General features: G+C 71.0%; 22 protein-coding genes and 1 riboswitch. Of the genes, 14 read left to right on the top strand and 8 right to left on the bottom strand.

Going from position 1 to position 25,490, the window contains the following annotated elements; all coding sequences use genetic code 11:
• Positions 1–28: 28 nt before the first annotated feature.
• Together ACWD3I_RS27505 and ACWD3I_RS27500 are read right to left on the bottom strand one after the other, a co-directional pair.
• The gene (locus ACWD3I_RS27505) at positions 29–973 is read right to left on the bottom strand and encodes a sucrase ferredoxin (protein ID WP_365413002.1); all 945 of its coding nucleotides are present in this window, start codon (positions 971–973) and stop codon (positions 29–31) included.
• A 57-nt stretch (positions 974–1,030) separates the two neighbouring features.
• Positions 1,031–2,284 (bottom strand): citrate synthase, encoded by a 1,254-nt coding sequence (locus tag ACWD3I_RS27500; RefSeq protein ID WP_365413000.1) that lies wholly within the window; start codon positions 2,282–2,284, stop codon positions 1,031–1,033.
• Positions 2,285–2,381: 97 nt separating this feature from the next.
• Between ACWD3I_RS27500 and ACWD3I_RS27495 the strand changes: the two genes are divergently transcribed.
• Positions 2,382–3,548 carry a citrate synthase/methylcitrate synthase gene (locus ACWD3I_RS27495; RefSeq protein WP_451084201.1) on the top strand — a complete coding sequence of 389 codons (1,167 nt, stop codon included), beginning with the start codon at positions 2,382–2,384 and terminating at the stop codon, positions 3,546–3,548.
• A 295-nt stretch (positions 3,549–3,843) separates the two neighbouring features.
• Here ACWD3I_RS27495 and ACWD3I_RS27490 read toward each other — a convergent pair whose 3' ends face one another.
• The gene (locus ACWD3I_RS27490) at positions 3,844–4,083 is read right to left on the bottom strand and encodes a hypothetical protein (RefSeq protein ID WP_365407897.1); all 240 of its coding nucleotides are present in this window, start codon (positions 4,081–4,083) and stop codon (positions 3,844–3,846) included.
• Positions 4,084–4,383: 300 nt separating this feature from the next.
• A complete protein-coding gene (locus ACWD3I_RS27485; protein WP_365407900.1) occupies positions 4,384–4,938 on the bottom strand; it encodes a DUF6082 family protein in 555 nt (184 codons plus the stop codon).
• 322 nt (positions 4,939–5,260) lie between these two features.
• On the opposite strand from ACWD3I_RS27485, the gene ACWD3I_RS27480 reads away from it, so the two are divergent.
• Positions 5,261–6,325, top strand: coding sequence for a CobW family GTP-binding protein (locus tag ACWD3I_RS27480; protein WP_365407903.1), 1,065 nt, complete (start codon positions 5,261–5,263; stop codon positions 6,323–6,325).
• On the opposite strand, the gene ACWD3I_RS27475 is transcribed toward ACWD3I_RS27480, so the two are convergent.
• Positions 6,322–8,781, bottom strand: a complete 2,460-nt coding sequence (locus tag ACWD3I_RS27475; RefSeq protein WP_365407906.1) for a DNA gyrase/topoisomerase IV subunit A — start codon at positions 8,779–8,781, stop codon at positions 6,322–6,324. The genes ACWD3I_RS27480 and ACWD3I_RS27475 overlap by 4 nt on opposite strands.
• Before the next feature lie 315 nt (positions 8,782–9,096).
• On the opposite strand from ACWD3I_RS27475, the gene ACWD3I_RS27470 reads away from it, so the two are divergent.
• From ACWD3I_RS27470 to ACWD3I_RS27455, 4 genes are all read left to right on the top strand, one after another.
• Positions 9,097–10,491, top strand: a complete 1,395-nt coding sequence (locus ACWD3I_RS27470) for a M16 family metallopeptidase (protein ID WP_365407909.1) — start codon at positions 9,097–9,099, stop codon at positions 10,489–10,491.
• Positions 10,488–11,876, top strand: a complete 1,389-nt coding sequence (locus tag ACWD3I_RS27465; protein ID WP_365407912.1) for a M16 family metallopeptidase — start codon at positions 10,488–10,490, stop codon at positions 11,874–11,876. The genes ACWD3I_RS27470 and ACWD3I_RS27465 overlap by 4 nt, the downstream gene beginning before the upstream one ends.
• A gap of 191 nt (positions 11,877–12,067) precedes the next feature.
• Positions 12,068–12,237, top strand: a riboswitch (cyclic di-AMP (ydaO/yuaA leader).
• Between the two features lie 12 nt (positions 12,238–12,249).
• Complete coding sequence (locus tag ACWD3I_RS27460) at positions 12,250–13,026, top strand: M23 family metallopeptidase (RefSeq protein ID WP_365407915.1); 777 nt, start codon at positions 12,250–12,252, stop codon at positions 13,024–13,026.
• A gap of 187 nt (positions 13,027–13,213) precedes the next feature.
• Positions 13,214–13,909, top strand: a complete 696-nt coding sequence (locus tag ACWD3I_RS27455) for a GntR family transcriptional regulator (RefSeq protein WP_365407918.1) — start codon at positions 13,214–13,216, stop codon at positions 13,907–13,909.
• A gap of 137 nt (positions 13,910–14,046) precedes the next feature.
• Here the strand turns inward: ACWD3I_RS27455 and ACWD3I_RS27450 are convergent, their stop codons facing one another.
• Complete coding sequence (locus ACWD3I_RS27450) at positions 14,047–14,328, bottom strand: HPr family phosphocarrier protein (RefSeq protein WP_059198592.1); 282 nt, start codon at positions 14,326–14,328, stop codon at positions 14,047–14,049.
• Positions 14,329–14,527: 199 nt separating this feature from the next.
• On the opposite strand from ACWD3I_RS27450, the gene ACWD3I_RS27445 reads away from it, so the two are divergent.
• The 7 genes from ACWD3I_RS27445 to ACWD3I_RS27415 all read left to right on the top strand — a co-directional run bounded on the left by ACWD3I_RS27445 (position 14,528) and on the right by ACWD3I_RS27415 (position 22,217).
• Positions 14,528–17,338: a bifunctional acetate--CoA ligase family protein/GNAT family N-acetyltransferase gene (locus ACWD3I_RS27445; protein ID WP_365407921.1), complete on the top strand. Its 2,811-nt coding sequence runs from the start codon at positions 14,528–14,530 to the stop codon at positions 17,336–17,338.
• A gap of 53 nt (positions 17,339–17,391) precedes the next feature.
• Positions 17,392–17,979: a DUF5998 family protein gene (locus ACWD3I_RS27440; protein WP_365407925.1), complete on the top strand. Its 588-nt coding sequence runs from the start codon at positions 17,392–17,394 to the stop codon at positions 17,977–17,979.
• The gene (locus ACWD3I_RS27435) at positions 17,979–19,172 is read left to right on the top strand and encodes an alkaline phosphatase family protein (protein WP_365407928.1); all 1,194 of its coding nucleotides are present in this window, start codon (positions 17,979–17,981) and stop codon (positions 19,170–19,172) included. Before ACWD3I_RS27440 ends, ACWD3I_RS27435 begins: the two co-directional genes overlap by 1 nt.
• A 46-nt stretch (positions 19,173–19,218) precedes the next feature.
• Positions 19,219–19,866, top strand: a complete 648-nt coding sequence (locus ACWD3I_RS27430; protein WP_365407931.1) for a thymidine kinase — start codon at positions 19,219–19,221, stop codon at positions 19,864–19,866.
• A gap of 469 nt (positions 19,867–20,335) precedes the next feature.
• Positions 20,336–20,965: a hypothetical protein gene (locus tag ACWD3I_RS27425; RefSeq protein WP_365407934.1), complete on the top strand. Its 630-nt coding sequence runs from the start codon at positions 20,336–20,338 to the stop codon at positions 20,963–20,965.
• On the top strand, positions 20,899–21,648 hold the full coding sequence (locus tag ACWD3I_RS27420; protein WP_365407937.1) for a hypothetical protein: 750 nt from the start codon (positions 20,899–20,901) through the stop codon (positions 21,646–21,648). The genes ACWD3I_RS27425 and ACWD3I_RS27420 overlap by 67 nt, the downstream gene beginning before the upstream one ends.
• Complete coding sequence (locus ACWD3I_RS27415) at positions 21,645–22,217, top strand: flavin reductase family protein (RefSeq protein ID WP_365407940.1); 573 nt, start codon at positions 21,645–21,647, stop codon at positions 22,215–22,217. Before ACWD3I_RS27420 ends, ACWD3I_RS27415 begins: the two co-directional genes overlap by 4 nt.
• A gap of 35 nt (positions 22,218–22,252) precedes the next feature.
• Here the strand turns inward: ACWD3I_RS27415 and ACWD3I_RS27410 are convergent, their stop codons facing one another.
• Positions 22,253–23,020: a VOC family protein gene (locus tag ACWD3I_RS27410; RefSeq protein ID WP_365407943.1), complete on the bottom strand. Its 768-nt coding sequence runs from the start codon at positions 23,018–23,020 to the stop codon at positions 22,253–22,255.
• Positions 23,021–23,317: 297 nt separating this feature from the next.
• On the opposite strand from ACWD3I_RS27410, the gene ACWD3I_RS27405 reads away from it, so the two are divergent.
• A complete protein-coding gene (locus ACWD3I_RS27405) occupies positions 23,318–24,175 on the top strand; it encodes a sulfurtransferase (protein WP_365407946.1) in 858 nt (285 codons plus the stop codon).
• Positions 24,176–24,378: 203 nt separating this feature from the next.
• On the opposite strand, the gene sepH is transcribed toward ACWD3I_RS27405, so the two are convergent.
• Positions 24,379–25,416 (bottom strand): septation protein SepH, encoded by a 1,038-nt coding sequence (sepH, locus tag ACWD3I_RS27400; protein WP_365407949.1) that lies wholly within the window; start codon positions 25,414–25,416, stop codon positions 24,379–24,381.
• Positions 25,417–25,490: the final 74 nt, after the last annotated feature.

Genomic DNA, 25,490 nt, shown 5'->3' with positions numbered 1-25,490 from the left:
GTCTCCGCGCGGAAGTCGTACGCCCAGGTCAGCTCGCGAGCGCTGCCGGCGGTGCCAGTTCGCGCACCGCCACCACGTCCATCCGCGCGGGCGAGCCCAGTACCGACGTCCCGCAGCTCTCGGCGCGCGGCGGCAGGGACGCGCTCTGGGCCACGGCGACCCGCCAGTGGCGCCCGTCGACGTGCGCGACGGTCACCTCCCAGCGCGGTGCCGCGCCGTCCATCCGTACGACGCTCAGCGCGTCCGCCGTGTACTCGCCCGCCGCCGTGCGCACCGCCAGCTCCGCCGCCTGGCCGGGCCGCTCCCAGGCCGAGCCTCCGCGGCAGCCTTCCACGACGATCCGTCCGTCCTGGACGCTGTGCAGGATCTCCTTGACGGCGTGGGCCCCGACCCGGCCGTACGCGTAGCCGTACGGCAGGACGAGCAGCGTCGGCGAGAAGCGATGTCCACCCAGATGGGTGACCTCCCAGACCCCCTCGACCCCGGAGGCGGACAGCTCGGCCGCCAGGGGTCGGCCGAGGAGCGCGCAGCAGCGGTCGCGCTTGCCGTTGGTGCAGACGAGCGCGAGCGGGTCACCTGTGTGGGGCCGTCCGTCGAGCGCCGAGCCGAAGCTGTGGTGGTCACCGGCGCCCAGCGCGGCGAAGTCGAGATCGAGCAGCCGCCGCGGGTCGCGGACCTCGGCACTGTGCAGCCAGACGCTCCCGGGAGCCGTGTGGGACGCGTACACCCGGCGCACGGACGGTGTGCCGCAGTCCGCGTGCCGCCCGGGACGGCGGATGAGCGCGATCCGTACGCCCGTGCCCTTCGCCGCCCGCTCCAGGGCGCGGCCCAGCGCGGGGTCCAGATGGCTCGAGGTGAGCGCATGAGCGCCCCACGGACCGGACTGTTCCAGGAGCAGCCAGGTCTTCGCGGTCGCCGCGGTCCCGGAAATGGGCTCGTCGAGGTCGCGGGAGACGGATACACACGTACTCACAGAGGTGAGCCTAACCTGACTCGGCTCGGGGCGACTTCCGACGGTGCTGGTGTCCCGCTACGGCAGCGCTTGAGGTGGCTTGGCGCCTACGTAGAGACCGGTCGGGCGCATGCGCAGCGGGCGCTCCCCGTACTCCTCCAGGGTGTGGGCGATCCAGCCCGCCGTGCGGGCGACAGCGAAGATCGTCTCGCCGGCCGTGGCGAGCATCCCGGAGGACGCGGTGAGCACGGCGAGGGCCAGGTCCACGTTGGCGTGCAGCGGGGTGTGGCGGGCGGTGGTGGCCACCACGTCGCGGGCCGCGGCGAGGGCGGGCGCGGCGCGGGGGATCTCCTCCAGGAGGCCGAACAGGGCACGCGCGCGTGGGTCCTCGCCCGGGTAGAGCCGGTGGCCCAGTCCCGGGATGCGGCGTCCGGCCCGCAGCTCGTCCGCGATCACGGGGCCCGCGTCGCCGCGGTCGAGTACGTCCAGCAGCAGCCGGTGGGCGAGCCCGCTGGCCGCGCCGTGCAGCGGGCCCTCGAGCACGCCGAGCCCGGCGGAGACGGCCGCGTAGGCGTGTGCGCGGGCCGAGGCGGCGACCCGCACGGCGAGGGTGGAAGCGGCCAGGTCGTGGTCGACGAGCAGGCCCAAGGCGGTGTCCAGGGCGCGCAGGGACGCCTCGTCGGGCTTGCGCGCGCTGAGCCGGGCCCACAGGCGCTCGGCCAGCGAGCCCTCGTCGCGGTGGCCGATCCGCACCGGAGGCAGGGCGGCGACGAGGGTGGGGATGAGGATGCGAGCGGTGCCCAGCACGGCGCTCTCGGACAGGTCGAAGCGCAGTGGGTCCGCGGTCGCGGCGGCGATCGCCGCGACCCGCAACCGGTCGGTGGGCGAGGTGTGTTCGGGTAGCGCGTCGACGGCGCGTCGGGCGACGGAGACAGAGGTGTCGGGGGCCGTGAAGGTCGTGCCGGGAAGCATCCGCCCCGTCCACAGCCACTCGGCGATCTCCTCGTAGGAATGGCGCGCGGCCAGTTCGGTCGCGTCGACGCCCCGGAAGTAGTACCGGTCCGTGTCGATGAGCGTGATGCGGGTCCGGACGGACAGCTCGCCGCCGGTGCCCGAACTCCCGCCGCTGTCGCGCCTGTTGCGCCGGGCGAGCGCCTGTACCTCCTTGGCGTCGAAGGTGCTGCCGCGGCCGCCGGGCACACGTCGGCTGCCGAGCTGACCGCGGCTCACATAGGCGTAGACGGTCTCGGACTTCACACCGAGGAGCTCGGCGGCCTCCTTGGTGGTCAGCCGCCGTCCCTCGAGGTCGGGAACGGGTTCGTGATCGCTCATGAGGTCACCGTATCGGCGTTGAGTGAATATTGATTCAATCAATATTGACAGTAGCGGAGTCAATCATGGACAGTCGAATCAAGTCCAGGGAGGAAACATGTCCGTCAACAGGACCGCGGCGACCCTCGTCGACGTACCGCGAGGACTCGCGGGCGTCGTCGTCACCGACACGGAGATCGGTGATGTCCGAGGGGTCGAGGGCTTCTACCACTACCGCCAGTACTCGGCCGTCGAACTCGCGCAGACCCGCGGGTTCGAGGACGTCTGGCATCTTCTGGTCCACGGCGAACTGCCGGACGCCGAACGTGGCGCCGCCTTCGCCGCCGAGACCGCCGCTCTGCGCCGGCTGCCCGACGAGGTGCGGGCGGCACTGCCCGCCGTCGCGGCGGCGAGCGCGGTCTCCGGCCCGCTCGCCGGGATGCGCACGGCGCTGTCGCTGCTGGGTGCGGCGAAGGGCTTCCGCCCGGTGTACGACATCGACGCGGACGAACGTCGGCGGGACACCGTCGGCACGGCCGCGGCCGTGCCGACCCTGCTCACCGCGCTGTACCGGCTGGGGCAGGGGCTGGAACCCGTGGAACCGCGCGAGGACCTGTCCTACGCGGCCAACTACCTCTACATGTTGACGGGTTCGGAGCCGGATCCACGCTGTGCGCGGGCGATCGAGCAATACTTGATCTCAACCATTGATCACGGCTTCAATGCATCAACCTTCACGGCGCGCGTCATCACCTCGACGGGTGCGGATGTCGCGGCGTGTCTCGTGGGTGCGGTCGGGGCACTGTCGGGGCCGTTGCACGGCGGTGCGCCCAGTCGTGCGCTGGACACCCTCGATGCGATCGGTACGCCCGACCGTATCGATCCCTGGATCCGTGAACGGGTCCTCGCCGGCGAGCGCATCATGGGCTTCGGTCACGCCATCTACCGCACCGAGGACCCGCGCTCCCGCATGCTGCGCGAGGTCGCCGAGCGGTTCGGCGGCCCGCGCGTCGCCTTCGCCGTCGAGGTCGAGCGTCAGATCGAGGCGATCCTGGCCGAGCTGAAGCCCGGTCGCGAACTCCACGCCAACGTCGAGTTCTACGCGGGCGTGGTCATGGAACTCTGCGGTCTGCCCCGCGAGATGTTCACCCCGACCTTCGCGGCGGGGCGGGTGGTGGGCTGGAGCGCCAACATCCTGGAGCAGGCACAGGATTCGAAGATCATCAGGCCGGTGGCGCGGTATGTGGGGCCGGGGGCGCCGGTGGCGGTGCCGGGGGCGGTGTGAGAGACGCGAAAGGTCCGGCACCTGGCGAGGTGCCGGACCTGAGAGCGCGCCCGTCACCCCGACCGGTCGGCCCGTCGGCGCGTATCGGGATCTTCGGGAAGTTGCGAAGTGGTGCCGGGGGGCTGATCTTCGAGGGCCTGGCGAGGCCCGTGCGGATCGGTCCCGGACCGGGCGGCGGGGCCTTCCGGGTGTCGAGGCCGACGCCTGAGAGCGATGACCGCGGCAGTGGCGGCGATCAGGCTACCTGCCGCGCCGGCGGCTGCTGATATGTCGGCGACAAGGGACATGGCATCACTCACACATCCGGGATGTCTGCTCTGGCGCGGACCAGCGTCTCCCGAGTGATCACCACGATGCGTTCGTAGTCCGCGCGCGCGGCGTCTGCGGGAAGTTGCGAGTCGAGTGAGTCGGTTGCGTCCGTGCCGATGATGGCGAAATTCCCGTCGGCCAATTCGAAAATATCCGGGCAAGTCGCACCGGTTGCACTCCCTCGTTCTCGTGGAGACGCGCCGAGGCGACGGACGATCTGACTCACTGTTGAATTCCCTACTGGTCTCAAGGCAAAGGCGCCTGCGCACGACAGCAGCGCGGCGCGATTGCATCCCTGTAGGGCTGGGTCTCGACCACCGGGCGGCGTGGAGCGACGAATCCTTGTGGTGGCCGACTCCTTGCGCGGTCGCGCAGTAGTCAACCTCATTCCCCTCGAAGAACGCGCCGTTTTATTCATCCGTTATCGCCCGTTGGCGTGACGTGCATCGACAGACGGTGAGTGGGTGCTCCGCAAGGGCGGCGAAAGGGGCCTGAGCTTACATTTTCTGCCAAGGCGGGCATGCGGCTATTGGGTCGGCGGGTCCCCGACCACCCACCACTCCTCCGTGTCCGCCTCTTCCAACTGGCGCAGGAGATCGTCGACCATCAGTCCGATTTCAGCTTCCTCGGAGTTCGCGATGCTGGCGCGATGCGGCTGAGTGGCGTACCAGTACTCCCGCACGATCGGGTTCTGGAACATCCCGCGCGCAAGTCCGAAGAATTCTTCGCGGCTTATATTCCCAATGCGGTAGTAGAAGAGCAGATTGGTGTAAAGGACGTTTGCGAACAGATATTGCCGACGCTGCTTGGGGGAGACGGGGTCCTCGTAGAGGTCCAGGACTTCGGCGAGGTCGGGATCGTCGATTGCCTTGCTCAGCAACTCCCAGTGCTGGCGATGCTGGTTGGCCAGGTTGGTGTGCTGCTGGTTGTGCGCGTGCTGTTCCAGGTGCTCCAGGCGCACGCGCAGCGACTCGATGGTGTGGCGCTGCGCGGCCATGGTGGCGAGGACGCCGACGACCGCGCCGAGTCCGGCTGTTGCTGCGGAGCCGAGTGCACGTATCCCGTAGTTCTGTGTGGCCATGTCAACCCCCGGATCAGGCGGCCGTCCGCCGGTCGTCGGGGTGCGGGTCGACGGAAGGGGACCGGCGAGCGGTGGGCGGCGCTTGCCGTCTCCCAGGGTGCCGAGCGGCTCTGATCGGCGGGGGAGGCGGAGAGGAGGCGCACGGAGGGAAGCGAGGGTCGCACGCACCGGCGCCTTGCCCAACGTCTGCCCCGCAAGTGCTGCTAACAATCGTTCACTTCGCGGTGATTCTTCCGGCTCGTATCCTGGTCCGGCATTCAATCCTCGTACGTGCGCCGGGCCCACGATCCGGTGCACGCACCGGTGTCAGAGAGGTCGCACGTTGAGTCAGCCGAGCCACAGCCGTCGGCAGATCCCGGTCGTCGTACTCGCCGGATTCCTCGGCTCCGGCAAGACCACCCTCCTCAACCACCTCCTGCACCGCAGCGGAGGCAGCCGCATCGGTGCGATCGTCAACGACTTCGGGGCCATCGAGATCGACGCCATGGCCGTCGCGGGCGCCCTGGGCGACTCCACCGTCTCCCTCGGCAACGGCTGCCTGTGCTGCGCCGTCGACGCCGCCGAGCTGGACGTGTACCTCGAACGGCTTGCCCGTCCGGACACCGGCATCGATGTCGTCGTTATCGAGGCCAGCGGACTCGCCGAACCCCAGGAACTCGTGCGCATGCTGCTCGCGAGTGAGCATCCGGGGATCGTTTACGGCGGACTCGTCGAGGTCGTCGACGCCGCCGAGTTCGACGACACCCGCGCCAAGCACCCCGAGATCGACCGGCATCTCGCCCTCGCCGACCTCGTCGTGGTCAACAAGCTCGACCGGGCGGCCGACGGCGAGCGCGTCCTCGGACTCGTACGGTCCCTCGTCGACCGTGCCGCCGTGGTGTCCGCCGCCTACGGCCGCATCGACCCCGAGTTCCTCTTCGACTGCCGGCCCGGCGAGGAGCGGATCGGGCAGCTCTCCTTCGACGACCTGCACCACCACGGGGACGACACGCACGACGGGCATCTGCACGCCGCGTACGAGAGCCTCTCCTTCGTCTCCGAGACGCCGCTCGATCCGCGCCGGCTGATGCGGTTCCTCGACAGTCGGCCCGAGGGGCTGTACCGGATCAAGGGGTACGTCGACTTCGGCGCGTACGACAACCGGAACCGTTACGCCGTCCATGCCGTCGGGCGGTTCCTGCGCTTCTACCCGGAACCCTGGCCCGCGGACACCGAGCGCCTCAGCCAGCTGGTTCTCATCGGGTCCGGCATCGATGTGCCCGCGCTCGGCAAGGAACTGGGGGAGTGCCGGAGCGACGCCCCGCACACCGCCGACGAGCACGGAATGTGGGGCGTCCTGCGCTACGTACAGGATCCCGAAGAGGACCTTCAGGACCCCGCGTTCTAGACCGGTCCCGCCACCACCGACACCGTCTTCGCCAGCGACACACCCGAACCGTCACGGCGCGGGTCGATCTCCGGCAGGTCCGCCGGTGTGCCGTTCTTCTGCGCGGCGCGGGCCGGTACGGGACCCGCCCAGGCCAGGGACAGACAGTCCTCGCCCTTCAGGAACCGCTGGCAGCGGACGCCGCCGGTGGCGCGGCCCTTGCGCGGGTACTGGTCGAACGGAGTCAGCTTGGCCGTCGTCTGGACGGAGTCGTCCAGCGTGCCGCGCGAGCCCGCGACCGTGAAGACGACCGCGTCCACGGCCGGGTCCACCGCGGTGAAGGAGATGACCTTCGCGCCGTCCGTGAGCTTGACGCCCGCCATGCCTCCCGCGGGCCGGCCCTGCGGGCGGACCTGCGCGGCCTGGTAGCGCAGCAACTGCGCGTCGTCCGTGATGAAGACCAGGTCCTCATCACCGGTGCGCAGCTCGACCGCGCCGACGATCCGGTCACCGTCCTTCAGCGTGATGACCTCCAACTCCTCCTTGTTGGTCGGATAGTCGGGCACCACACGCTTGACCACACCCTGCTCCGTGCCGAGCGCCAGACCCGGCGACGACTCGTCGAGGGTCATCAGGCAGACCAGCGTCTCGCCGTCCGGCAGGGAGACGAACTCCGTCAGCGGAGCCCCTCCGGCGAGGTTCGGCGCCGACGCCGTGTCCGGCAGTTGCGGCAGGTCGATGACGTTGATCCGCAGCAGCCGGCCGCTCGACGTCACCGCGCCCACCTCACCGCGCGCGGTCGCCGGGACCGCCGAGACGATCACGTCGTGCTTCACGCGCCGGCTGTCCGCGTCCTCCGGGAAGGGTTCGCCGTTCGCCGTACGGGCCAGCAGACCCGTCGAGGACAGCAGCACCCGGCACGGGTCGTCCGCCACCTGGAGCGGAACGCCGACCGCGGGGGCGACCGCTCCCGCCTCCAGCAGGACCGTACGTCGGTCGGTGCCGAACTTCTTGGCCACCGCGGCCAGTTCGGTGGAGACCAGCTTGCGCAGCTCCGTGTCCGAGTCGAGGATCCGGGTCAGCTCCTCGATCTCCGCGTTGAGCCGCTCCTTCTCGGACTCCAGCTCGATGCGGTCGAACTTGGTGAGGCGGCGCAGCGGCGTGTCCAGGATGTACTGCGTCTGGATCTCGCTCAGCGAGAAACGCTCCATCAGGCGCTGCTTGGCCTGCGCGGAGTTGTCGCTGGAGCGGATGAGGCGGATGACCTCGTCGATGTCGACGAGTGCCGTGAGCAGGCCCTCCACCAGGTGCAGACGGTCACGGCGCTTGGTGCGGCGGAACTCGCTGCGCCGGCGCACGACCTCGAAGCGGTGGTCGAGGTAGACCTCGAGGAGCTCCTTGAGGCCCAGCGTCAGCGGCTGGCCGTCGACCAGCGCGACGTTGTTGATGCCGAAGGACTCCTCCATCGGCGTCAGCTTGTACAGCTGCTCCAGGACCGCCTCCGGTACGAAGCCGTTCTTGATCTCGATGACCAGGCGCAGGCCGTGCGCACGGTCGGTGAGGTCCTTGACGTCGGCGATGCCCTGGATCTTCTTCGAGCCGACCAGGTCCTTGATCTTGGCGATGACCTTCTCCGGGCCGACCGCGAAGGGCAGCTCGGTGATGACCAGACCCTTGCGGCGGGCCGTGACGGTGTCCACCGACACCGTGGCGCGGATCTTGAACGTGCCGCGGCCCGTCTCGTACGCGTCCCGGATGCCGGCCAGGCCGACGATCCGGCCGCCGGTGGGCAGGTCGGGGCCCGGGACGTACTTCATCAGCGTCTCGAGATCCGCGTTGGGGTGGCGGATCAGATGGCGGGCGGCCGCGATGACCTCGGAGAGGTTGTGCGGGGGCATGTTCGTGGCCATGCCGACCGCGATGCCCGACGCGCCGTTCACCAGCAGGTTCGGGAACGCGGCGGGCAGCGCCACCGGCTCCTGCTCCTGGCCGTCGTAGTTGGGGGCGAAGTCGACCGTGTCCTCTTCGATCGACTCGGTCATCAGGCTCGTCGCCTCGGCCTGCCGGCACTCGGTGTACCGCATGGCGGCCGGCGGGTCGTCGTTGCCCAGCGAACCGAAGTTGCCGTGGCCGTCGACCAGGGGAACGCGCATGGAGAAGGGCTGGGCCATGCGCACCAGGGCGTCGTAGATCGACGCGTCGCCGTGCGGGTGCAGCTTGCCCATGACCTCGCCGACGACGCGGGCGCACTTCACATAGCCGCGGTCGGGGCGCAGGCCCATCTCGTTCATCTGGTAGACGATTCGCCGGTGCACCGGCTTGAGGCCGTCACGGGCGTCCGGCAGGGCGCGGGAGTAGATGACCGAGTACGCGTACTCGAGGAAGGAGCCCTGCATCTCGTCGACGACGTCGATGTCGAGGATCTTCTCCTCGAACGAGTCGTCGGGCGGCGGGGTCTTCGTGCTTCGGCGGGCCATCGCTGCCGGCTCCTCTTTTCTGGTCGCTCGCCTTCGGGTCGCGCCCCTTCGGCTCACTCTTGCTGAAGCGTGAACGGGATCTGACGCGGACCATTGTGGACCGCGGCACTGACAACGCGGACGACGACCCGGCGTCAGCCGTCCCGCCGGGTGTTCACCCGTACGGCACGCGGCGCCCGCCCGCAGGCTACGGGATCTCGCTGTCGGCGTACGACCACCGGGAACTTCACCGGCGCTCCGCACGCTTGCATACAGTGGCAGGACCGGCAGAAAAACGCGGTTCAGATCAACCGCACCGCGATCGAAGGGACGTACATGCCCATGGGTCACACGGCCACAGACCAGGCAGGCACCGGAGGCCTGACAGCAACGGAGCACCGCCTGGCCAACGGGCTGCGCGTGGTGCTCTCCGAGGACCACCTGACCCCGGTCGCGGCGGTGTGCCTCTGGTACGACGTCGGCTCGCGTCACGAGGTCAAGGGCCGTACCGGCCTGGCTCACCTCTTCGAGCACCTGATGTTCCAGGGCTCCGGACAGGTCAAGGGCAACGGCCACTTCGAGCTCGTCCAGGGCGCGGGCGGCTCGCTCAACGGCACCACGAGCTTCGAGCGCACCAACTACTTCGAGACCATGCCCACCCACCAGCTGGAGCTCGCCCTCTGGCTGGAGGCCGACCGCATGGGCTCGCTGCTCGCCGCCCTCGACGACGAGTCGATGGAGAACCAGCGGGACGTCGTCAAGAACGAGCGTCGTCAGCGCTACGACAACGTCCCCTACGGCACGGCGTTCGAGAAGCTGACCGCCCTCGCCTATCCCGAGGGGCACCCGTACCACCACACGCCGATCGGTTCGATGGCCGACCTGGACGCGGCCACGCTGGAGGACGCGCGCGCGTTCTTCCGGACGTACTACGCGCCGGGCAACGCGGTGCTGTCCGTCGTCGGCGACATCGACCCCGAGCAGACGCTCGCCTGGATCGAGAAGTACTTCGGCTCGATCGCGTCCCACGACGGCAAGCCCGCCCCGCGCGACGGCTCGCTGCCCGAGGTCATCGGCGAGCAGCTGCGCGAGGTCGTCGAGGAAGAGGTCCCCGCGCGCGCGTTGATGGCGGCCTACCGCCTGCCGCACGACGGCACGCGCGACGCCGACGCGGCAGACCTGGCGCTCACCGTCCTCGGCGGCGGCGAGTCCTCCCGCATCTACAACCGGCTGGTACGCCGCGACCGTACGGCCGTCGCCGCCGGCTTCGGCCTGCTGCGGCTCGCCGGGGCGCCCTCCCTGGGGTGGCTGGACGTGAAGACGTCCGGTGACGTCGAGGTGCCGGTCATCGAGGCGGCGATCGACGAGGAGCTCGCCCGGTTCGCCGCGGAGGGTCCCACGGCCGAGGAAATGGAGCGCGCCCAGGCCCAGTTGGAGCGCGAGTGGCTGGACCGGCTCGGCACCGTCGCGGGCCGCGCCGACGAACTGTGCCGCTACGCCGTCCTGTTCGGCGACCCGCAGCTCGCCCTCACCGCCGTCAACCGTGTGCTCGAGGTGAGCGCCCAGGAGGTCCAGGAGGTCGCCAAGGCCCGCCTGCGCCCCGACAACCGCGCGGTGCTCGTCTACGAGCCCGTCTCCGGAGAGACCGCCGAGGACGCGGATCCCCCGGAGGACCCCGAGGCCGAGGCCACCGTCGAGGCCGGCGACAAGAACGAGGAGGCGGCCAAGTGACCGAGCTCGCCACGATGGAATTCCACCCCCGGCCGCAGGCGGGCGAGGCGCGGCCGTGGGCCTTCCCGGCCCCCGAGCGCGGCACGCTCGACAACGGCCTGACGGTCCTGCGCTGCCACCGCCCCGGCCAGCAGGTCGTCGCCGTCGAGGTCCTCCTCGACGCCCCGCTGGACGCCGAGCCGGCCGGCCTGGACGGCGTCGCCACGATCATGGCGCGGGCCTTCTCGGAGGGCACCGACAAGCACACCGCCGAGGAGTTCGCCGCCGAGCTGGAGCGGGCCGGCGCCACCCTCGACGCCCACGCCGACCACCCCGGCGTACGGCTGAGCCTCGAGGTCCCGGCGTCGCGGCTGCCCAAGGCGCTCGGTCTGCTGGCCGACGCCCTCAGAGCGCCCGCGTTCGCGGACAGCGAGGTCGAGCGCCTCGTCACCAATCGCCTCGACGAGATCCCGCACGAGCTGGCCAACCCCTCGCGCCGGGCCGCCAAGGAGCTCTCCAGGACCCTGTTCCCGGCGGACCTGCGCATGTCCCGCCCACGCCAGGGCACCGAGGGGACCGTCCGGAACATCGACTCCGCGGCCGTACGCGCCTTCTACGAGAAGCACGTCCGCCCGGCCACCGGCACCGTCGTGGTCGTCGGTGACCTCACCGGCATCGACCTCGACGCGCTGCTCGCCGACACCCTCGGCTCGTGGACCGGCTCCCAGGCCGAGCCGCGTCCGGTGCCGCCGATCACCGCCGACGACACGGGCCGTGTCGTCATCGTGGACCGGCCCGGCGCCGTCCAGACGCAGCTGCTGATCGGCCGGATCGGCGCCGACCGGCACGACCGTGTGTGGGCCGCGCAGGTGCTCGGCACGTACTGCCTCGGTGGCACCCTCACCTCCCGCCTGGACCGCGTCCTGCGCGAGGAGAAGGGCTACACCTACGGCGTGCGCTCGTTCGGGCAGGTCCTCAGGTCCGCTCCCGACGGTACGGGCGCCGCGATGCTCGCCATCAGCGGCTCCGTCGACACCCCGAACACCGGTCCGGCCCTGGACGACCTGTGGACGGTCCTGCGCACCCTCGCCGCGGAGGGGCTCACCGACGCAGAGCGGGACGTCGCCGTGCAGAACCTCGTCGGCGTGGCCCCGCTGAAGTACGAGACCGCGGCGGCCGTCGCGAGCACGCTGGCCGACCAGGTCGAGCAGCACCTGCCCGACGACTACCAGGCCACGCTGTACCGCCAGCTCGCCGCGACCGGCACCGTGGAGGCCACCGCGGCGGCCGTCAACGCCTTCCCGGTGGACCGGCTGGTGACGGTCCTGGTCGGCGACGCGTCCGCCATCAAGGAGCCCGTGGAGGCCCTCGGAATCGGTGAAGTGACCGTCGTGTCCGCCGAGTAGCGGCACGCGCGTGAAGGGGCCCTGGTGACTGACGTGTCACCAGGGCCCCTTAATGTCCGAATTAGGGGAGAGGTTGCCTGTCTGCCCTGTGGCATGCGCTACAAAAGCCCTGATCCGTTTGGGGTTTGAAAGTCGCCCCGCTTAGCGTCATCCGGGCTGTTCGTCAGGCAGTGCGCCGCGCCCGCGGCACCGGACAGCCATCGCCGAGTCCCCGTACGGCGCGAGCCAGGGGAGCCGGGGACCCACATTTATGTAGTCCCTGGGGTGAATCGGACGCCCGCGCGTGCAGCGAGGGGGTCCGTAGGAGACCTTCCTGCTCCGAACCCGTCAGCTAACCCGGTAGGCGAGAGGGAAGGAAAGGACCAGCCACTACATGGCGTTCACGCGCGCCACCGGGAAGCACCGCCGTCCCAGCCGGATGAAGCGCACCACCGCCCACGTGGCGGGGGTCGCGGCACTCACCACCACCGGCGTCATCGGCACCCTCGCGGCCCCGGCCCTCGCCGCGGAGCCCGCGGCCGAGCAGACCGGCCTCACCCCGGTCATCACCATCGGCGACTCGGTCGCCGCCCAGATCGACGCCCAGGCCGAGGCCCAACAGCAGGCGGCCGTCGAGGCCGCCGAGCAGAAGGCCCGGCAGAAGGCCGAGGAGGAGGCGCGCGAGAAGGCCGCCGCCAAGGCCGAGAAGGAGCGCGAGGCCAAGGAGCGCGTCGCCCGCGCCGCCGCCGAGCGCAAGCGCCTCAACAGCTACGTCGCCCCGATCTCGGGCTCGTACATCTCCACCGGCTACAAGGCCGGCGGCGCCGTCTGGTCCTCCGGCAGCCACACCGGCGTCGACTTCCACGCCGCCAGCGGCACCTCCGTCCGCTCGGTCGGCTCCGGCACGGTCGTCGAGGCCGGCTGGGGCGGGTCGTACGGCAACAACATCGTGATCAAGATGAACGACGGCACGTACACCCAGTACGGGCACCTGTCGTCCATCGGTGTCTCGGTGGGCCAGACGGTCACTCCGGGCCAGCAGATCGGCCTCTCCGGCGCGACCGGCAACGTCACCGGGGCGCACCTGCACTTCGAGGCGCGCACGACCGCGGAGTACGGCTCGGACATCGACCCCGTCGCCTACCTGCGTTCGCATGGTGTGAACGTCTGACGACGGACCGCGAGATCTTCTGAAACCCCGGCTCTCCGAGCCGGGGTTTTGCCGTTTGTGTCGCCCCGCTGTCCAAAAAATATCCATGGATTCCGGCTCGCCATCGGAAATTCCCGCTCTTTGCAATAGAGTCACTGAACACACGTCAATCATCGACGTTTCACGGGGATTAAGGCGGAGGTCGGTCATGCGTATTCCGGCGCACTCGGTATGCACCGCGATCAGGGACGACATCGTCGCCGGTGTCTACGAGCGCGGCAGCCGCCTCACCGAGGAACTCCTCGCCCGTCGCTACGGGGTCTCCCGTGTCCCCGTCCGGGAGGCGCTGCGCACTCTGGAGGCCGAGGGCTTCGTGGTGACGCGGCGGCACGCGGGCGCGTGCGTGGCCGAACCGACCGAGCAGGAGGCCGCCGACCTGCTGGAGATGCGGATGCTCCTGGAGCCCCTGGGTGCCTCGCGGGCCGCCCAGCGGCGCACCGAGGCACATCTGAAGGTCCTGCGCGGTCTGGTCAGGCTGGGCCAGGAGCGCGCCAGGAGGGGCAACAGCGATGACCTGCGGTCCCTGGGCGGCTGGTTCCACGAGACGCTCGCCCAGGCCTCCGGCAGCCCCGCGCTGACCTCGATGCTGACCCAGCTGCGGCACAAGATCTCCTGGATGTACGCCGTGGACGCCCCGGCCAACCCCGTCGAGTCCTGGGCGGAGCACGGCGCCATCGTCGACGCCGTGGCGCGCGGCGACGGAGAGCGCGCGCGGGCGGTCACGGCGCTGCACACGGAGCGCTCGACAGCCGCGCACCGACTCCGATTCAACGGCGCGGGAGATCGGCCGGAGCGTGTGAGGAACTCGCAACATCCCGTAAACATGCCGAGCCTGCGGCATTAACACGAGAGCCGTATACAAAGAGGCAGTAATTCGTGGGGGATTATTTCTGCTGCCTTTGAGCGGGAAATGCAAAGGGCTCGCCCGATAAATTCGGACGAGCCCTTCTGTGGTGCCGTGAATCAGTCGGCCCCGGTAAATCAGACGGTCTCGGGAAGCTCCTCGAGACCCTCGGAGACCAGCTTCGCCAGTCGGTCGAGGGCGGCGTCCGCGCCCTCGGCGTCGGAGGCGAGGACGATCTCCTCGCCGCCCTGGGCGCCGAGGCCCAGAACCGCCAGCATGGAGGCCGCGTTGACGGGGTTGCCGTCGGCCTTGGCGATCGTCACGGGGATACCGGAGGCCGTGGTGGCCCGGACGAAGATGGAAGCGGGGCGGGCGTGAAGACCCTCGGCCCAGCCGACGTTGACGCGGCGCTCAGCCATGTGATGCTGCCCTTCGGTGTTCAGGGTTGTCTAGACCAGTTTCCCACAACGTGAAGCGTCTCCGGATCGGACCTGTGTCCCGTCCGGGGTGAGTCGTCGGACCGCGGCCTCGGTCCGACTTCCGTCCTTGAGTGATCCTCTTGCGTTCTCCACAGACTGCCTCGCGCCGTTGTCGTACGCGAGCCGTAATCTGGGGCCCATGCAGACCTCGCCGGACCGGCACGAGTACCCCGCGCACTGGGAAGCCGACGTGGTGCTGCGCGACGGCGGCACCGCGCGCATCCGCCCCATCACCGTTGATGACGCCGAGCGCCTGGTCAGCTTCTACGAGCAGGTGTCGGACGAGTCGAAGTACTACCGCTTCTTCGCGCCCTACCCTCGTCTGTCCGCCAAGGACGTCCACCGCTTCACGCACCACGACTTCGTGGACCGGGTGGGACTCGCCGCCACGGTCGGCGGTGAGTTCATCGCCACCGTACGCTACGACCGCATCGGCGCCGATGGAATGCCCGCGTCCGCACCGGCCGACGAGGCCGAGGTCGCCTTCCTCGTGCAGGACGCCCACCAGGGCCGGGGCGTCGCCTCCGCCCTCCTCGAACACATCGGGGCCGTCGCCCGCGAGCGCGGCATCCGCCGCTTCGCCGCCGAGGTGCTGCCCGCCAACAACAAGATGATCAAGGTGTTCAGGGACGCCGGGTACACCCAGAAGCGCAGCTTCGAGGACGGCGTCGTCCGCCTGGAGTTCGACCTCGAACCCACCGACCGCTCCCTCGCCGTGCAGTACGCGCGCGAGCAGCGCGCCGAGGCAAGGTCGGTGCAGCGGCTGCTCACGCCCGGCTCGGTCGCCGTGATCGGCGTCGGCCGCGCCCGTGGTGGCGTGGGCCGCGGCATCTTCGACAACATCCGCGACGCCGGCTTCACGGGCCGGCTGTACGCCGTGAACCAGGCATTCCCCGACAAGGAGCTCGACGGGGTACCCGCCTACCGCTCGGTGCGCGACATCGAGGGGCCCGTCGACCTGGCGGTCGTCGCCGTGCCCGCCGAGCACGTCCCCCAGGTCGTCACCGAGTGCGGCGAGCACGGCGTGCAGGGACTCGTGGTGATCTCCGCGGGGTACGCCGAGAGCGGGCCCGAGGGACGCGAACGGCAGCGCGAACTCGTACGGCACGCACGCGCGTACGGCATGCGGATCATCGGGCCCAACGCCTTCGGCATCATCAACACCAACCCGGACGTACAGCTGAACGCGTCCCTCGCCAACGAGAAGCCCCGCCCCGGCCGTATCGGCCTCTTCGCCCAGTCCGGTGCCATCGGCATCGCCCTGCTGTCCCGCCTGCACCGACGCGGCGGCGGCGTCACGGGGACCACGGGCGTGTCCACCTTCGTCTCCTCCGGCAACCGCGCGGACGTCTCCGGCAACGATGTTCTTCAGTACTGGTACGACGACCCGGACACCGACGTCGTCCTCATGTACCTGGAGTCCATCGGAAACCCGCGCAAGTTCACCCGCCTCGCCCGCCGCACCGCGGCCGCCAAGCCGCTGGTCGTCGTCCAGAGCGCCGGCGCCGCCCCCCAGGGGCATGCCGTACGGGCCACCCGGCTGCCGCACTCGACGGTGTCCGCCCTGCTCGGACAGGCCGGTGTGATCCGCGTGGACACGATCACCGAGCTCGTCGACACCGGCCTGCTGCTCGCCCGGCAGCCCCTCCCGGGCGGCCCGCGCGTGGCGATCCTCGGCAACTCCGAGTCCCTGGGCCTGCTGACCTACGACGCCTGCCTCTCCGAGGGGCTCAGGCCGCTGACCCCGCTGGACCTGACGACGGCCGCCTCGCCCGCGGACTTCCACACCGCCCTGTCGCGCGCGCTGGCGGACTACACCTGCGACGCGGTGGTCGTGACCGCGATACCCGCCGTGGGGGAGGGCTCCGCCGGGGACGCGGCGCTCGCCGAGGCGCTCAGGTCGGCGGCCGAGCGGCTGCCGGGCAAGCCGGTGCTGGTGGTCCACGTCGAGCTGGGCGGACTCGCGGAGGCACTGTCCGCCGCGGCCAGCACGGCACCGCAGGCCGCCACGCCGAGCGCCTCCCACCCCTTCCGCGCCCTGGACCGCCTCGCCGTCAAGGCCCCCGAAGAGGCACCCCGGAACTGCTCCCGTCTCATCCCCGCCTATCCCGCCGCGGAGCGTGCCGTCCGCGCCCTCGGCGAAGCCGTGAAGTACGCCCAGTGGCGACGAGACGCCGCGGAGCCCGGCAAGGTGCCCGAGCACGAGGACATCGACGAGAAGGGCGCCGCCGAACTGATCGACGGCCTCCTCGCACGCGGACAGGGCCTGACCCTAGGCACCGACGAGACCTGCGAACTCCTCGGCAGGTACGGCGTCCAGGTGCACCGGGCCCTGCCCGCACCCACCCCCGACGACGCCGCCCGAGCCGCCGGCGCCCTCGGCTACCCCGTCGCCCTCAAGGCCACCGCCCCGCACCTCAGGCACCGCGCCGACCTGGGCGGCGTCCGCCTCGATCTCGCGGACGAGGAACAACTGCGGCGGGCGTACGCCGAGTTGACCGAGCTGTTCGGGACGCCCGAGGAGCTGCGCCCCGTCGTGCAGCGGATGGCCCCACGCGGCGTGGACACCGTCGTACGGGCCGTCATCGACCCCGCGGCCGGAGCGGTGCTCTCCTTCGGGCTCGCCGGTGCCGCCTCGCAGCTGCTCGGGGACGTCGCGCACCGGCTGATTCCGGTCACCGACCGCGAGGCGACCTCTCTGGTCCGCTCCATCCGGACGGCACCGCTCCTGTTCGGCTGGAGAGGCTCGGCGCCCGTCGACACCGCGGCCCTGGAGGAGCTGCTGCTGAGGGTGTCCCGCCTCGTCGACGACCACCCCGAGGTCGTCGCGGTGACCCTGGAACCGGTCGTCGTGGCCCCGCACGGCCTGAGCGTCCTCGGCGCCTCCGTACGCCTGGCACCCCCGCCCGCCCGCGACGACCTCGGCCCGCGAACCCTGCCCGCGTACTGAGAACACCCCTGAGCGGTGCCTCGCAGTCGGTGGTCCCCCGTAGGATGGGGCTCATGGCCAAGACCAGTACGACGACCCAGGGGCTGCGAGCGGCGATCGAGCGCAGCGGCTACTACCCGGCCCTCGTGGCCGAGGCGGTGGAGGCCGCTGTGGGCGGCGAGCCCATCCGGTCGTACCTGGTCCACCAGGAGACGACTTTCGACCAGAACGAGGTGCGGCGGCATGTGACCGTGCTCGTCCTCACCGGCAACCGCTTCATCGTCAGCCACACCGACGAGCAGGCCGCCGACAGCACCTCCCCGACGCCGTACGCCACGACGTCCACCGAGTCCGTGAAGCTTGGCCGGATCTCGTCGGTCGTGCTCAGCCGGGTGGTCGCCAACCCGGAGCAGTACCAGCCGGGCACCCTGCCCCGCGAGGTCGTGCTGACCATCGGCTGGGGCGCCGTCTCCCGGATCGACCTGGAGCCGGCCGCCTGCGGCGACCCCAACTGCGAGGCCGACCACGGCTACACGGGCAACTCGACCGCAGACGACCTCAGTCTGCGGGTCAGCGAGGCCGGCGACGGCCCCGAGACGGTCCGCCAGACCCTCGTCTTCGCCCAGTCCCTCTCCGAGGCGACCGCGGACACCGCACACTGATGGCGCAGCCCACCGCCTGGGAGTCCTACCCGGAACCACTGGCCGTCGACTCCGCACCGCTGCCCGAATACGGCAGCGGCTCCCTCGCCGACCTCCTGCCCACGCTCGCCGCCGGCATGGGCGTACCCGGCACGACCGCCACGATCACCGAGCTGACCCCCGCCGACCGGAACTGCGTGTTCCTGATCGACGGCCTCGGCTGGGAGCAGCTGCGGGCGCACCCGGACGAGGCCCCCTACCTGGCCTCGCTGCTCGCGGGCTCGCGCGGCGGCACCGGCCGGCCGATCACCGCCGGCTACCCGGCGACCACCGCGACCTCCCTCGCCTCCGTCGGCACCGGACTGCCGCCGGGCGCGCACGGACTGCCCGGCTACACCGTGCGCAACCCCGACACCGGCGAGCTGATGAACCAGCTGCGCTGGCAGCCGTGGACCTCGCCGCGTGTGTGGCAGCCGTACCCCACGGTCTTCCAGCTCGCCCATGACGCGGGCGTGCACGCGGCGCAGGTGTCCTCACCGACCTTCGAGAACACCCCGCTGACCAAGGTCGCGCTGAGCGGCGGCAAGTTCCTCGGCCGGCTGGCGGGCGAGGACCGCATGGACCTCGCGGCCGAGCAACTGGCCGCCGCCGACCGCGCGCTGGTCTACACGTACTACGCCGAACTCGACGGCGCGGGACACCGCTTCGGCGTCGACTCCGACACCTGGCGCGGTCAGCTCATGCACGTGGACCGTCTGGTGCAGCGCCTCGCGGAACAACTCCCGCCGCGCAGCGCCCTCTACGTCACCGCGGACCACGGCATGGTCGACATCCCCTTCGACGAGCAGCACCGCATCGACTTCGACGAGGACTGGGAGCTGCGCGCCGGAGTCGCCCTGCTGGGCGGCGAGGGCCGGGCCCGCCACATCTACGCGGTGCCGGGCGCCGAGAACGACGTCCTGACCTGCTGGCGCGAGGTGCTCGGCGAGCAGTTCTGGGTGGCCTCGCGGGACGAGGCGATCGCCGCCGGCTGGTTCGGCCCACAGGTCGACGACCGGGTGTACGCGCGTCTCGGCGACGTGGTCGCGGCCGCGCGGGACGACGTCCTGATCATCGCGTCCGAGCGGGAGCCCAAGGAGTCGGCGATGGTCGGCAACCACGGTTCGATGACCCCCGCGGAGCAGTTGGTCCCGCTGCTCGAAGTACGCTCCTGAAACCTCCCGCTGCCGTCCTCCGTTGCCGAAAGGTGCTCAACTCCCCATGCCCGAGCTGGTGTTCTTCTCCGGAACCATGGACTGCGGGAAGTCGACCCTGGCTCTCCAGATCGAGCACAACCGCTCCGCGCGCGGCCTGCAGGGCATGATCTTCACCCGGGACGACCGCGCTGGCGAGGGCAAACTCTCCTCCCGCCTCGGCCTGGTCACGGACGCGGTGGAGGTCGAGGACGGCCAGGACCTGTACGCCTACCTGGTCGACCACCTCTCCCAGGGCGGCCGCGCGGACTACGTCATCGCCGACGAGGCCCAGTTCCTGGCCCCTGGGCAGATCGACCAACTCGCCCGCGTCGTCGACGACCTGGGCCTCGACGTCTACGCCTTCGGCATCACGACGGACTTCCGCTCCAAGTTGTTCCCGGGCTCCCAGCGCCTGGTGGAACTGGCCGACCGCGTAGAGGTGTTGCAGGTCGAGGCCCTCTGCTGGTGCGGCGCCCGCGCCACGCACAACGCCCGCACGATAGGGGGCGAGATGGTCGTGGAAGGCGCTCAGGTGGTCGTCGGGGACGTCAACCAGGCGGAAGCGATCGGGTACGAGGTCCTGTGCCGTCGCCATCACCGCCGCCGGATGACCGCGGCCACGGCACGGGCGGCGGCGTTGTCCCCCGACGTGCTGCCCGTCACCGCCGTCTGAGGGCCCGGCACGGCGGTCACTTCCTGGTCCGACCCGGCTCACGCATGCCCTGGCCGTCTCTCGAGTCGATCTCCAGCAAAGCCCGGCGGAGCTTTGAGAAGCCCCTCCTGCGTTTGACCTGTCCCGAAACCCCAGGGGCCACAGTCGACAACAGGAGGTTCAGACATGGACGCCGAGCAGATCACCGAGGTCGAGGTCGAGACGGACGAGCTGGCCGAGGAGTTCGGTCTCACGGTCTCGGGCGTGGCCTACTACGCCCCGGCCGTCTGATCTCCGACATCAGGCGACCTGCCCTCCTGGCGACCAGGCGGGCTCGCGATGGCCGCAAAGGGCGAACTCCCTTTGCGGCCATCACCCTTCGTGGCGCACACCCATCGGATCAACGACAGCCGATCAACGGCAGCTGATCAACGGCAGCTGATCAACGACAGCCGATCGACGACAGAGGACCACGACGGAGGAGCCAGCGGTGGAGAAGTTTCTGCGGACCAAGGGAAGCGTCGGCGACCTGCCCCCGATGCAGGAGCCGCCGGGGGGAACCTTCGAGCCGGAGCCGGCCCCTCGGTCACGTGAACTCCTCGCCTCCCACTTCGACCTGGAGAGCCCCGGCGGCCCCCTGCACGCCCAGTGCACCGCCGACGTCGGCCGTCGCCTCGACCATGACCTGCCCGTACCCGTCTACCAGATCGCCTCGCTCGGACTGCTGAGGCAGGCGCTGAAGACCGAGGAGCCCGGCCGGCCCAACCCGGACGACCCCCGCGACCTGCCCGTATCCCTGAGGTCGGCCCGCTGGCAGCACCTGTGCGCCCTGACCGAGAGCTGGTCCGGGCTGTCCACCGGCGACCGGTCCCGCCTGGTGACCGCGCTGGCCAAGCTCGGCTTCTGGAAGACCATCGCGGCCCTCGTCCCCGCCGACCCGACCGGCCGCGATCTGGACGCCCTGCGGCTGGCCTACTTCCGGCACAACGCCGACGCACAGCTCGCCGGGGACGCCCGGAGCGCGGCCGCGGCGTTCGTGCGGGCCGCGGCGTCATGGAGACCATCGCCCGCACCGAGGAGTTCGACCCGGCCGTACGGTACGGGGCCGCCGCCCACATGATCGTGCTGTGCGCCAAGGGCGAGAAGCAGAAGGCACTGGCCGACATGCGGTACTGGCTGGCCGCCGCCGACGAGGTGGCCGACCGGGCCGGCGTGGAGATGGAGCCGCTGCACACGTCCATCTACCGGCGCGGAGTGGCCTTCATACCGTTCTTCGAGGGCGACCACGCGGAGGTCGACCGGCAGCTGCAACTGGCGGAGAAATACGCCCTGGAGGCCGTGGCGCTCGCGGACGGCGATGCCCGGCTCCTGGCGCTGGAGAACGTCCACCCCGTCCTCGAGACCTCAGGGCGTTCGGCCAAGGCCCGCGGGGACGTCGAGGGCGCGGAGCGGTTCTACCGACGGATGACCGAGTGGGACCCGCTCGATCCCAAGGCGCACGTACGGCCGGCCGACTTCCTGATGGGGGAGCGCCGGGTCGCCGAGGCGCGCGAGGCGTACCGCACCGCCGCCGGGCTGGGTGCTCCGTACGCCTCCTACGCCCACTGCCAGGCCGCCCGCTGCTCCCTGCGGCTGGAGCAGCCGGACCGGGCCCACGGTGCCCTGGTGGCGTCGGCCTCCCTCGACCGGCAGGCGCTGTCCCCGCTGATCCTGCTGCGTGACATCAGCACCGACGGCGGGCCCGCCCCGCTGCGCCAGTGGGCCGTGGACGAGCTCGCCGTACGGATGGGGGCGGCCCGATGAGTCCGAACCCGCTTCTGGAGCCTCCCGCCCCTGGGCCTGGACGGCCGCTGACCGTCGTCAGGCCGATCACCGACCCCGCCCTCCTGCGATCCGTCGCCGGCCGGTTCCCCACGGGCGTCATCGTCATCACCACCACGACGTCGACCGGCCCGGCGGGATTCACCTGCCGGGCCTTCACCTCCCTGTCCCTGGACCCGCCGCTGATCTCCTTCAACGTCTCCCGGTTCTCGGACACTTGGCCACTGGTCCGCGAAGCCGGCATGTTCTGCGTCAACGTCCTCGCCGCGGACCAGCAGGACATCGCCCGCGCCTTCGCCCGCCGCCACCCCGACCGCTTCGCCGACATCCCCTGCTCCTGCGTCCTGGGCAACGGCACCCCACGCCTGTCCGGCGCAACAGCCTGGCTGGAAGCGACCGTTGAGGACACCTGCGCCGGCGGCGACCACCTGATCGTCATCGGCCGCGTCACGGCCGCCATCGCGGGAGAACGGGAAGAGGCACTGCTGTTCCACCCCGGCGCCTATGGACCGACCGGTTCCGAGGCGGAGGGGCTGAGGCGTGTGGGTTGACGGTCCCTTCGCCCACGTCGTCGGCGATCCGAGCCTCAGCGAGGTCCCTGTACCACCGAGAAGCGTGCCCCCTCCGGATCCGCCACCGTCGCCACGCGGCCGTGGGGGCTCTCGTGGGCCGGTTTCAGGATGTGGCCGCCGAGGGCGGTGAGGTGGGAGAGGGTTTCGTCGGTGTCGGCCACCTCGAAGTACGTCATCCAGTGCGGGCCCCGGTCGCGGGGGAGGGAGTTGCCGACGCCGTGGATTCCGGCAACCGGGTGACCGTCGATATGGAGGGTGACGTAGTCGAAGTCGGCGGAGACCACCGGCTCCTCCTCGTAGCCGAAGACCGTTTCGTAGAACTTGGTGACGCTCGCCGTCTCGAAGGTGAGCAGCTCGTGCCAGGCCGGTGTGCCGGGGACGCCCGAGATGCCCGTGCCGCGGTGCACTCCCGCCTGCCAGATGCCGAAGACCGCGCCGGAGGGGTCGGAAGCGATCGCCAGCCGGCCCGCGTCCTCCGCGTCCAGGGGGCCGACCCCGACCGTGCCGCCGCACAGCCGTACCGTCTCCGCGGTCAGGTCGACGTCGTCCGAGGCGAGGTAGGGCGTCCAGGCGACCGGAAGGTGGCGGTCGGGCGGAAGCTGGCCGATTCCGGCGACCTCCTCGCCGTCCAGCAGGGCCCGGACGTAGGGCCCGAGCTGCTTGGGACCGGGTTGGAATTCCCAACCGAACAGTTCGCCGTAGAAGTCCTGGGTCGTGGTCAGTCCGTGCACCATCAGGCTCACCCAGCAGGGCGTGCCGGGGGTGTGCGTCTCGCCGGTCATCGTCACTCTCTCCTCGACCCCTCGCGGCGGCCGTGTCGCCGCCGCTCTCCGGAACCCCGTGCCGATGCTCGCACCACCCGTGGCACGGCGCGCTCCGGGCGCGCCGCCGCTCCGTGGCCCGTGTCCGCAGAATGCCCGGTGTGCGGTTTCCCGTCCGTTTCTGCGTGATTGCCCACAGGTGTCGATCGGCTGTACAGCATGTGCCCGATCCCGTACGCCTCGTGATCGGGCCTGCCCGGCGGAGCAGAGTAGCCGGACATGGACGATGCGGCCACCCCGTGCGCAAGGATGGTGGCCATGAACGCCATCATCTCCGCATCCGAACTCGTGAGCGAACTGACGGGCGAGAACCCGCCGGTGCTGCTCGACGTCCGCTGGCAGTTGAGCGTGGCCAAAGCGGCCGGAGAACCGCCCTTCGACGGCCGGGCCGAGTACGCGGCCGGGCACATCCCGGGCGCGGTCTTCGTCGACCTGGACAGGGAACTTGCCTCCGCCGCCGGTGCGCGCGGTCGGCATCCGCTGCCCGATGTCGCGGAGTTCGGTGCCGCGATGCGCCGGGCGGGTGTGTCGGCCGTCGTGCCGGTGGTCGTGTACGACGGGGGACAGGGCTGGGCGGCAGCCCGCGCGTGGTGGCTGCTGCGCTGGACGGGTCACCCGGACGTGCGGGTCCTCGACGGCGGGTTGCCGACGTGGGAGGGGCCCCTGCGGTCGTCGGTGCCCGGTCCCGCTCTCGCCGAGGGCGACTTCGAACCGGTGCCGGGAGCCGCGGGGCTGCTCGACGCGGACGCGGCGGCGGCGCTGGCACGGTCCGGCGTGCTGTTCGACGCGCGGGCGGGGGAGCGGTACCGGGGCGAGGTCGAGCCGATCGACCGGGTCGGCGGGCACATCCCGGGCGCCGTGTCCGCGCCGACGAACGAGAACGTGGGGCCGGACGGGCGGTTCCTGCCCGCCGAGGAGCTGGGTGCGCGCTTCAAGGCCCTCGGGGCGGGTGACGGCTCCGAGGTCGGGGTGTACTGCGGTTCGGGCGTCTCCGGGGCGCACGAGGTGCTGGCCCTGGCGGTCGCGGGGATTCCGGCGGCGCTGTACGTCGGTTCGTGGTCGGAGTGGTCGTCGGATCCGTCTCGGCCGGTCGCCGTGGGCCCGGACCCTCAGTGACCCGGCGCTGGGGCTGAGCGGGGCTCGCGTGGCCCGGCTGCCGCCCTCTTCGGGTACGAATGCCCGCAGGGCAGGCGGCTGAAGGCGTGGCCGCGCGTGGCCACGCCGCCTGGCCGTACCCGCGTCGTCCAAGCCGGAGGGCCCGCTGCCGAACGGCGCGGGCCCTCATCCTCGTACGGCCGTCTTCACAGCCGTACGACCGACTACTCCTGCTTCTTGCGTCGCGTGCCGAACACGATCTCGTCCCAGCTCGGGACGGCCGCGCGGCGGCCGGGACGGACGCCGTCGGCCTCGGCCTGGCGGTCGGTGGAGCCGATGAGACGGTCGCGGTGGCTGCCGACGGAACGGGGCATGAGGACGTCCGCGTAGGCCGAGCCGGCCGAGGCCGCCGGGGCCGGGGGTTCCTCCGCCTCGGGTTCGGCGGGGGGCTCCTCCATGGGCGGGGCGGGCTCCGACGGGCGCTCCGGAACCACCAGGTCGCCCCGGAAGCTCGGCACCGCCTCCAGCAGGCTGGTCAGCGAGTCCCGCTCGGCCGCGGCCTCCTCGACCGGATCGGGCGTCGGCACGGGCAGGCTCGGCCCCCGTTCGAGGGCACGGTCCAGCGGACGGTCGCGCGGCAGCCGCGCGATCCTCGGGACGAACGGAAAGCTGGGCTCCGGCACGGCGAGGTCGTCGGACTCGCCGATCAGCGAGCGTGCCTCCTCGTCGACGGCCTGGACGAGCCGCCGGGGCGGGTCGTACGTCCAGCTCGCCGAGTGCGGCTCGCCCGCGACCCGGTAGACCAGCAGGACTTCCCAGGTGCCGTCGTCGCGGCGCCACGAGTCCCACTGGACGGTGTCCTTCTCGACGCCGCGCAGCAGCAGGCGCTCCTGGACGGCCTCGCCGAGCTGGGGACCCGCGTTCTCGCCGGGGCGGCGGACGGGTGTCTTGCGTGCCCGCTCGGCCATGAACGCGCGCTCCGCGAGCACAGGGCCCTCGAAACGGCGTACGCGGTCCACGGGGATGCCGGCCATCTGCGCGACCTCTTCGGCCGTCGCACCGGCGCGTATACGTGCCTGAATGTCACGGGGGCGGAGATGGCTCTCCACCTCGATCTCGATCTGGCCGAGGCGGGGACGGTCGCCGCGTACCGCGGCGCGCAGACGCTCGTCAATCGGAAGCGTGTACTCCGTGCTGTCCGCAGCCTTCAGCACCAGCCGTGTGCCGTCATTCGAGACGGCCACGACACGCAGTTCGGGCATGGGGACCTCCCGGGTGGTGCCTGCCGACGTCACGTGCGTCGCTGCTTCCGCTAGTCGAGTGTGGCCTGCCCGGG

It is taken from the genome of Streptomyces sp. NPDC002817, from assembly GCF_053592055.1.
The sequence above is the reverse complement of the archived record's forward strand: the minus strand, read 5'-3'. Positions and strand labels throughout refer to the sequence as shown.

Coding starts and splice junctions, on each gene's coding strand:
- ACWD3I_RS27455 (WP_365407918.1), top strand. CDS start 13,214: ATGCGTATTCCGGCGCACTCGGTATGCACCGCGATCAGGGACGACATC.
- ACWD3I_RS27500 (WP_365413000.1), bottom strand. CDS start 2,284: ATGAGCGATCACGAACCCGTTCCCGACCTCGAGGGACGGCGGCTGACC.
- ACWD3I_RS27470 (WP_365407909.1), top strand. CDS start 9,097: ATGCCCATGGGTCACACGGCCACAGACCAGGCAGGCACCGGAGGCCTG.
- ACWD3I_RS27415 (WP_365407940.1), top strand. CDS start 21,645: ATGAGTCCGAACCCGCTTCTGGAGCCTCCCGCCCCTGGGCCTGGACGG.
- ACWD3I_RS27485 (WP_365407900.1), bottom strand. CDS start 4,938: ATGGCCACACAGAACTACGGGATACGTGCACTCGGCTCCGCAGCAACA.
- ACWD3I_RS27420 (WP_365407937.1), top strand. CDS start 20,899: ATGGAGACCATCGCCCGCACCGAGGAGTTCGACCCGGCCGTACGGTAC.
- ACWD3I_RS27405 (WP_365407946.1), top strand. CDS start 23,318: ATGAACGCCATCATCTCCGCATCCGAACTCGTGAGCGAACTGACGGGC.
- ACWD3I_RS27430 (WP_365407931.1), top strand. CDS start 19,219: ATGCCCGAGCTGGTGTTCTTCTCCGGAACCATGGACTGCGGGAAGTCG.
- ACWD3I_RS27435 (WP_365407928.1), top strand. CDS start 17,979: ATGGCGCAGCCCACCGCCTGGGAGTCCTACCCGGAACCACTGGCCGTC.
- ACWD3I_RS27450 (WP_059198592.1), bottom strand. CDS start 14,328: ATGGCTGAGCGCCGCGTCAACGTCGGCTGGGCCGAGGGTCTTCACGCC.
- ACWD3I_RS27460 (WP_365407915.1), top strand. CDS start 12,250: ATGGCGTTCACGCGCGCCACCGGGAAGCACCGCCGTCCCAGCCGGATG.
- ACWD3I_RS27495 (WP_451084201.1), top strand. CDS start 2,382: ATGTCCGTCAACAGGACCGCGGCGACCCTCGTCGACGTACCGCGAGGA.
- ACWD3I_RS27475 (WP_365407906.1), bottom strand. CDS start 8,781: ATGGCCCGCCGAAGCACGAAGACCCCGCCGCCCGACGACTCGTTCGAG.
- sepH (WP_365407949.1), bottom strand. CDS start 25,416: ATGCCCGAACTGCGTGTCGTGGCCGTCTCGAATGACGGCACACGGCTG.
- ACWD3I_RS27410 (WP_365407943.1), bottom strand. CDS start 23,020: ATGACCGGCGAGACGCACACCCCCGGCACGCCCTGCTGGGTGAGCCTG.
- ACWD3I_RS27440 (WP_365407925.1), top strand. CDS start 17,392: ATGGCCAAGACCAGTACGACGACCCAGGGGCTGCGAGCGGCGATCGAG.
- ACWD3I_RS27445 (WP_365407921.1), top strand. CDS start 14,528: ATGCAGACCTCGCCGGACCGGCACGAGTACCCCGCGCACTGGGAAGCC.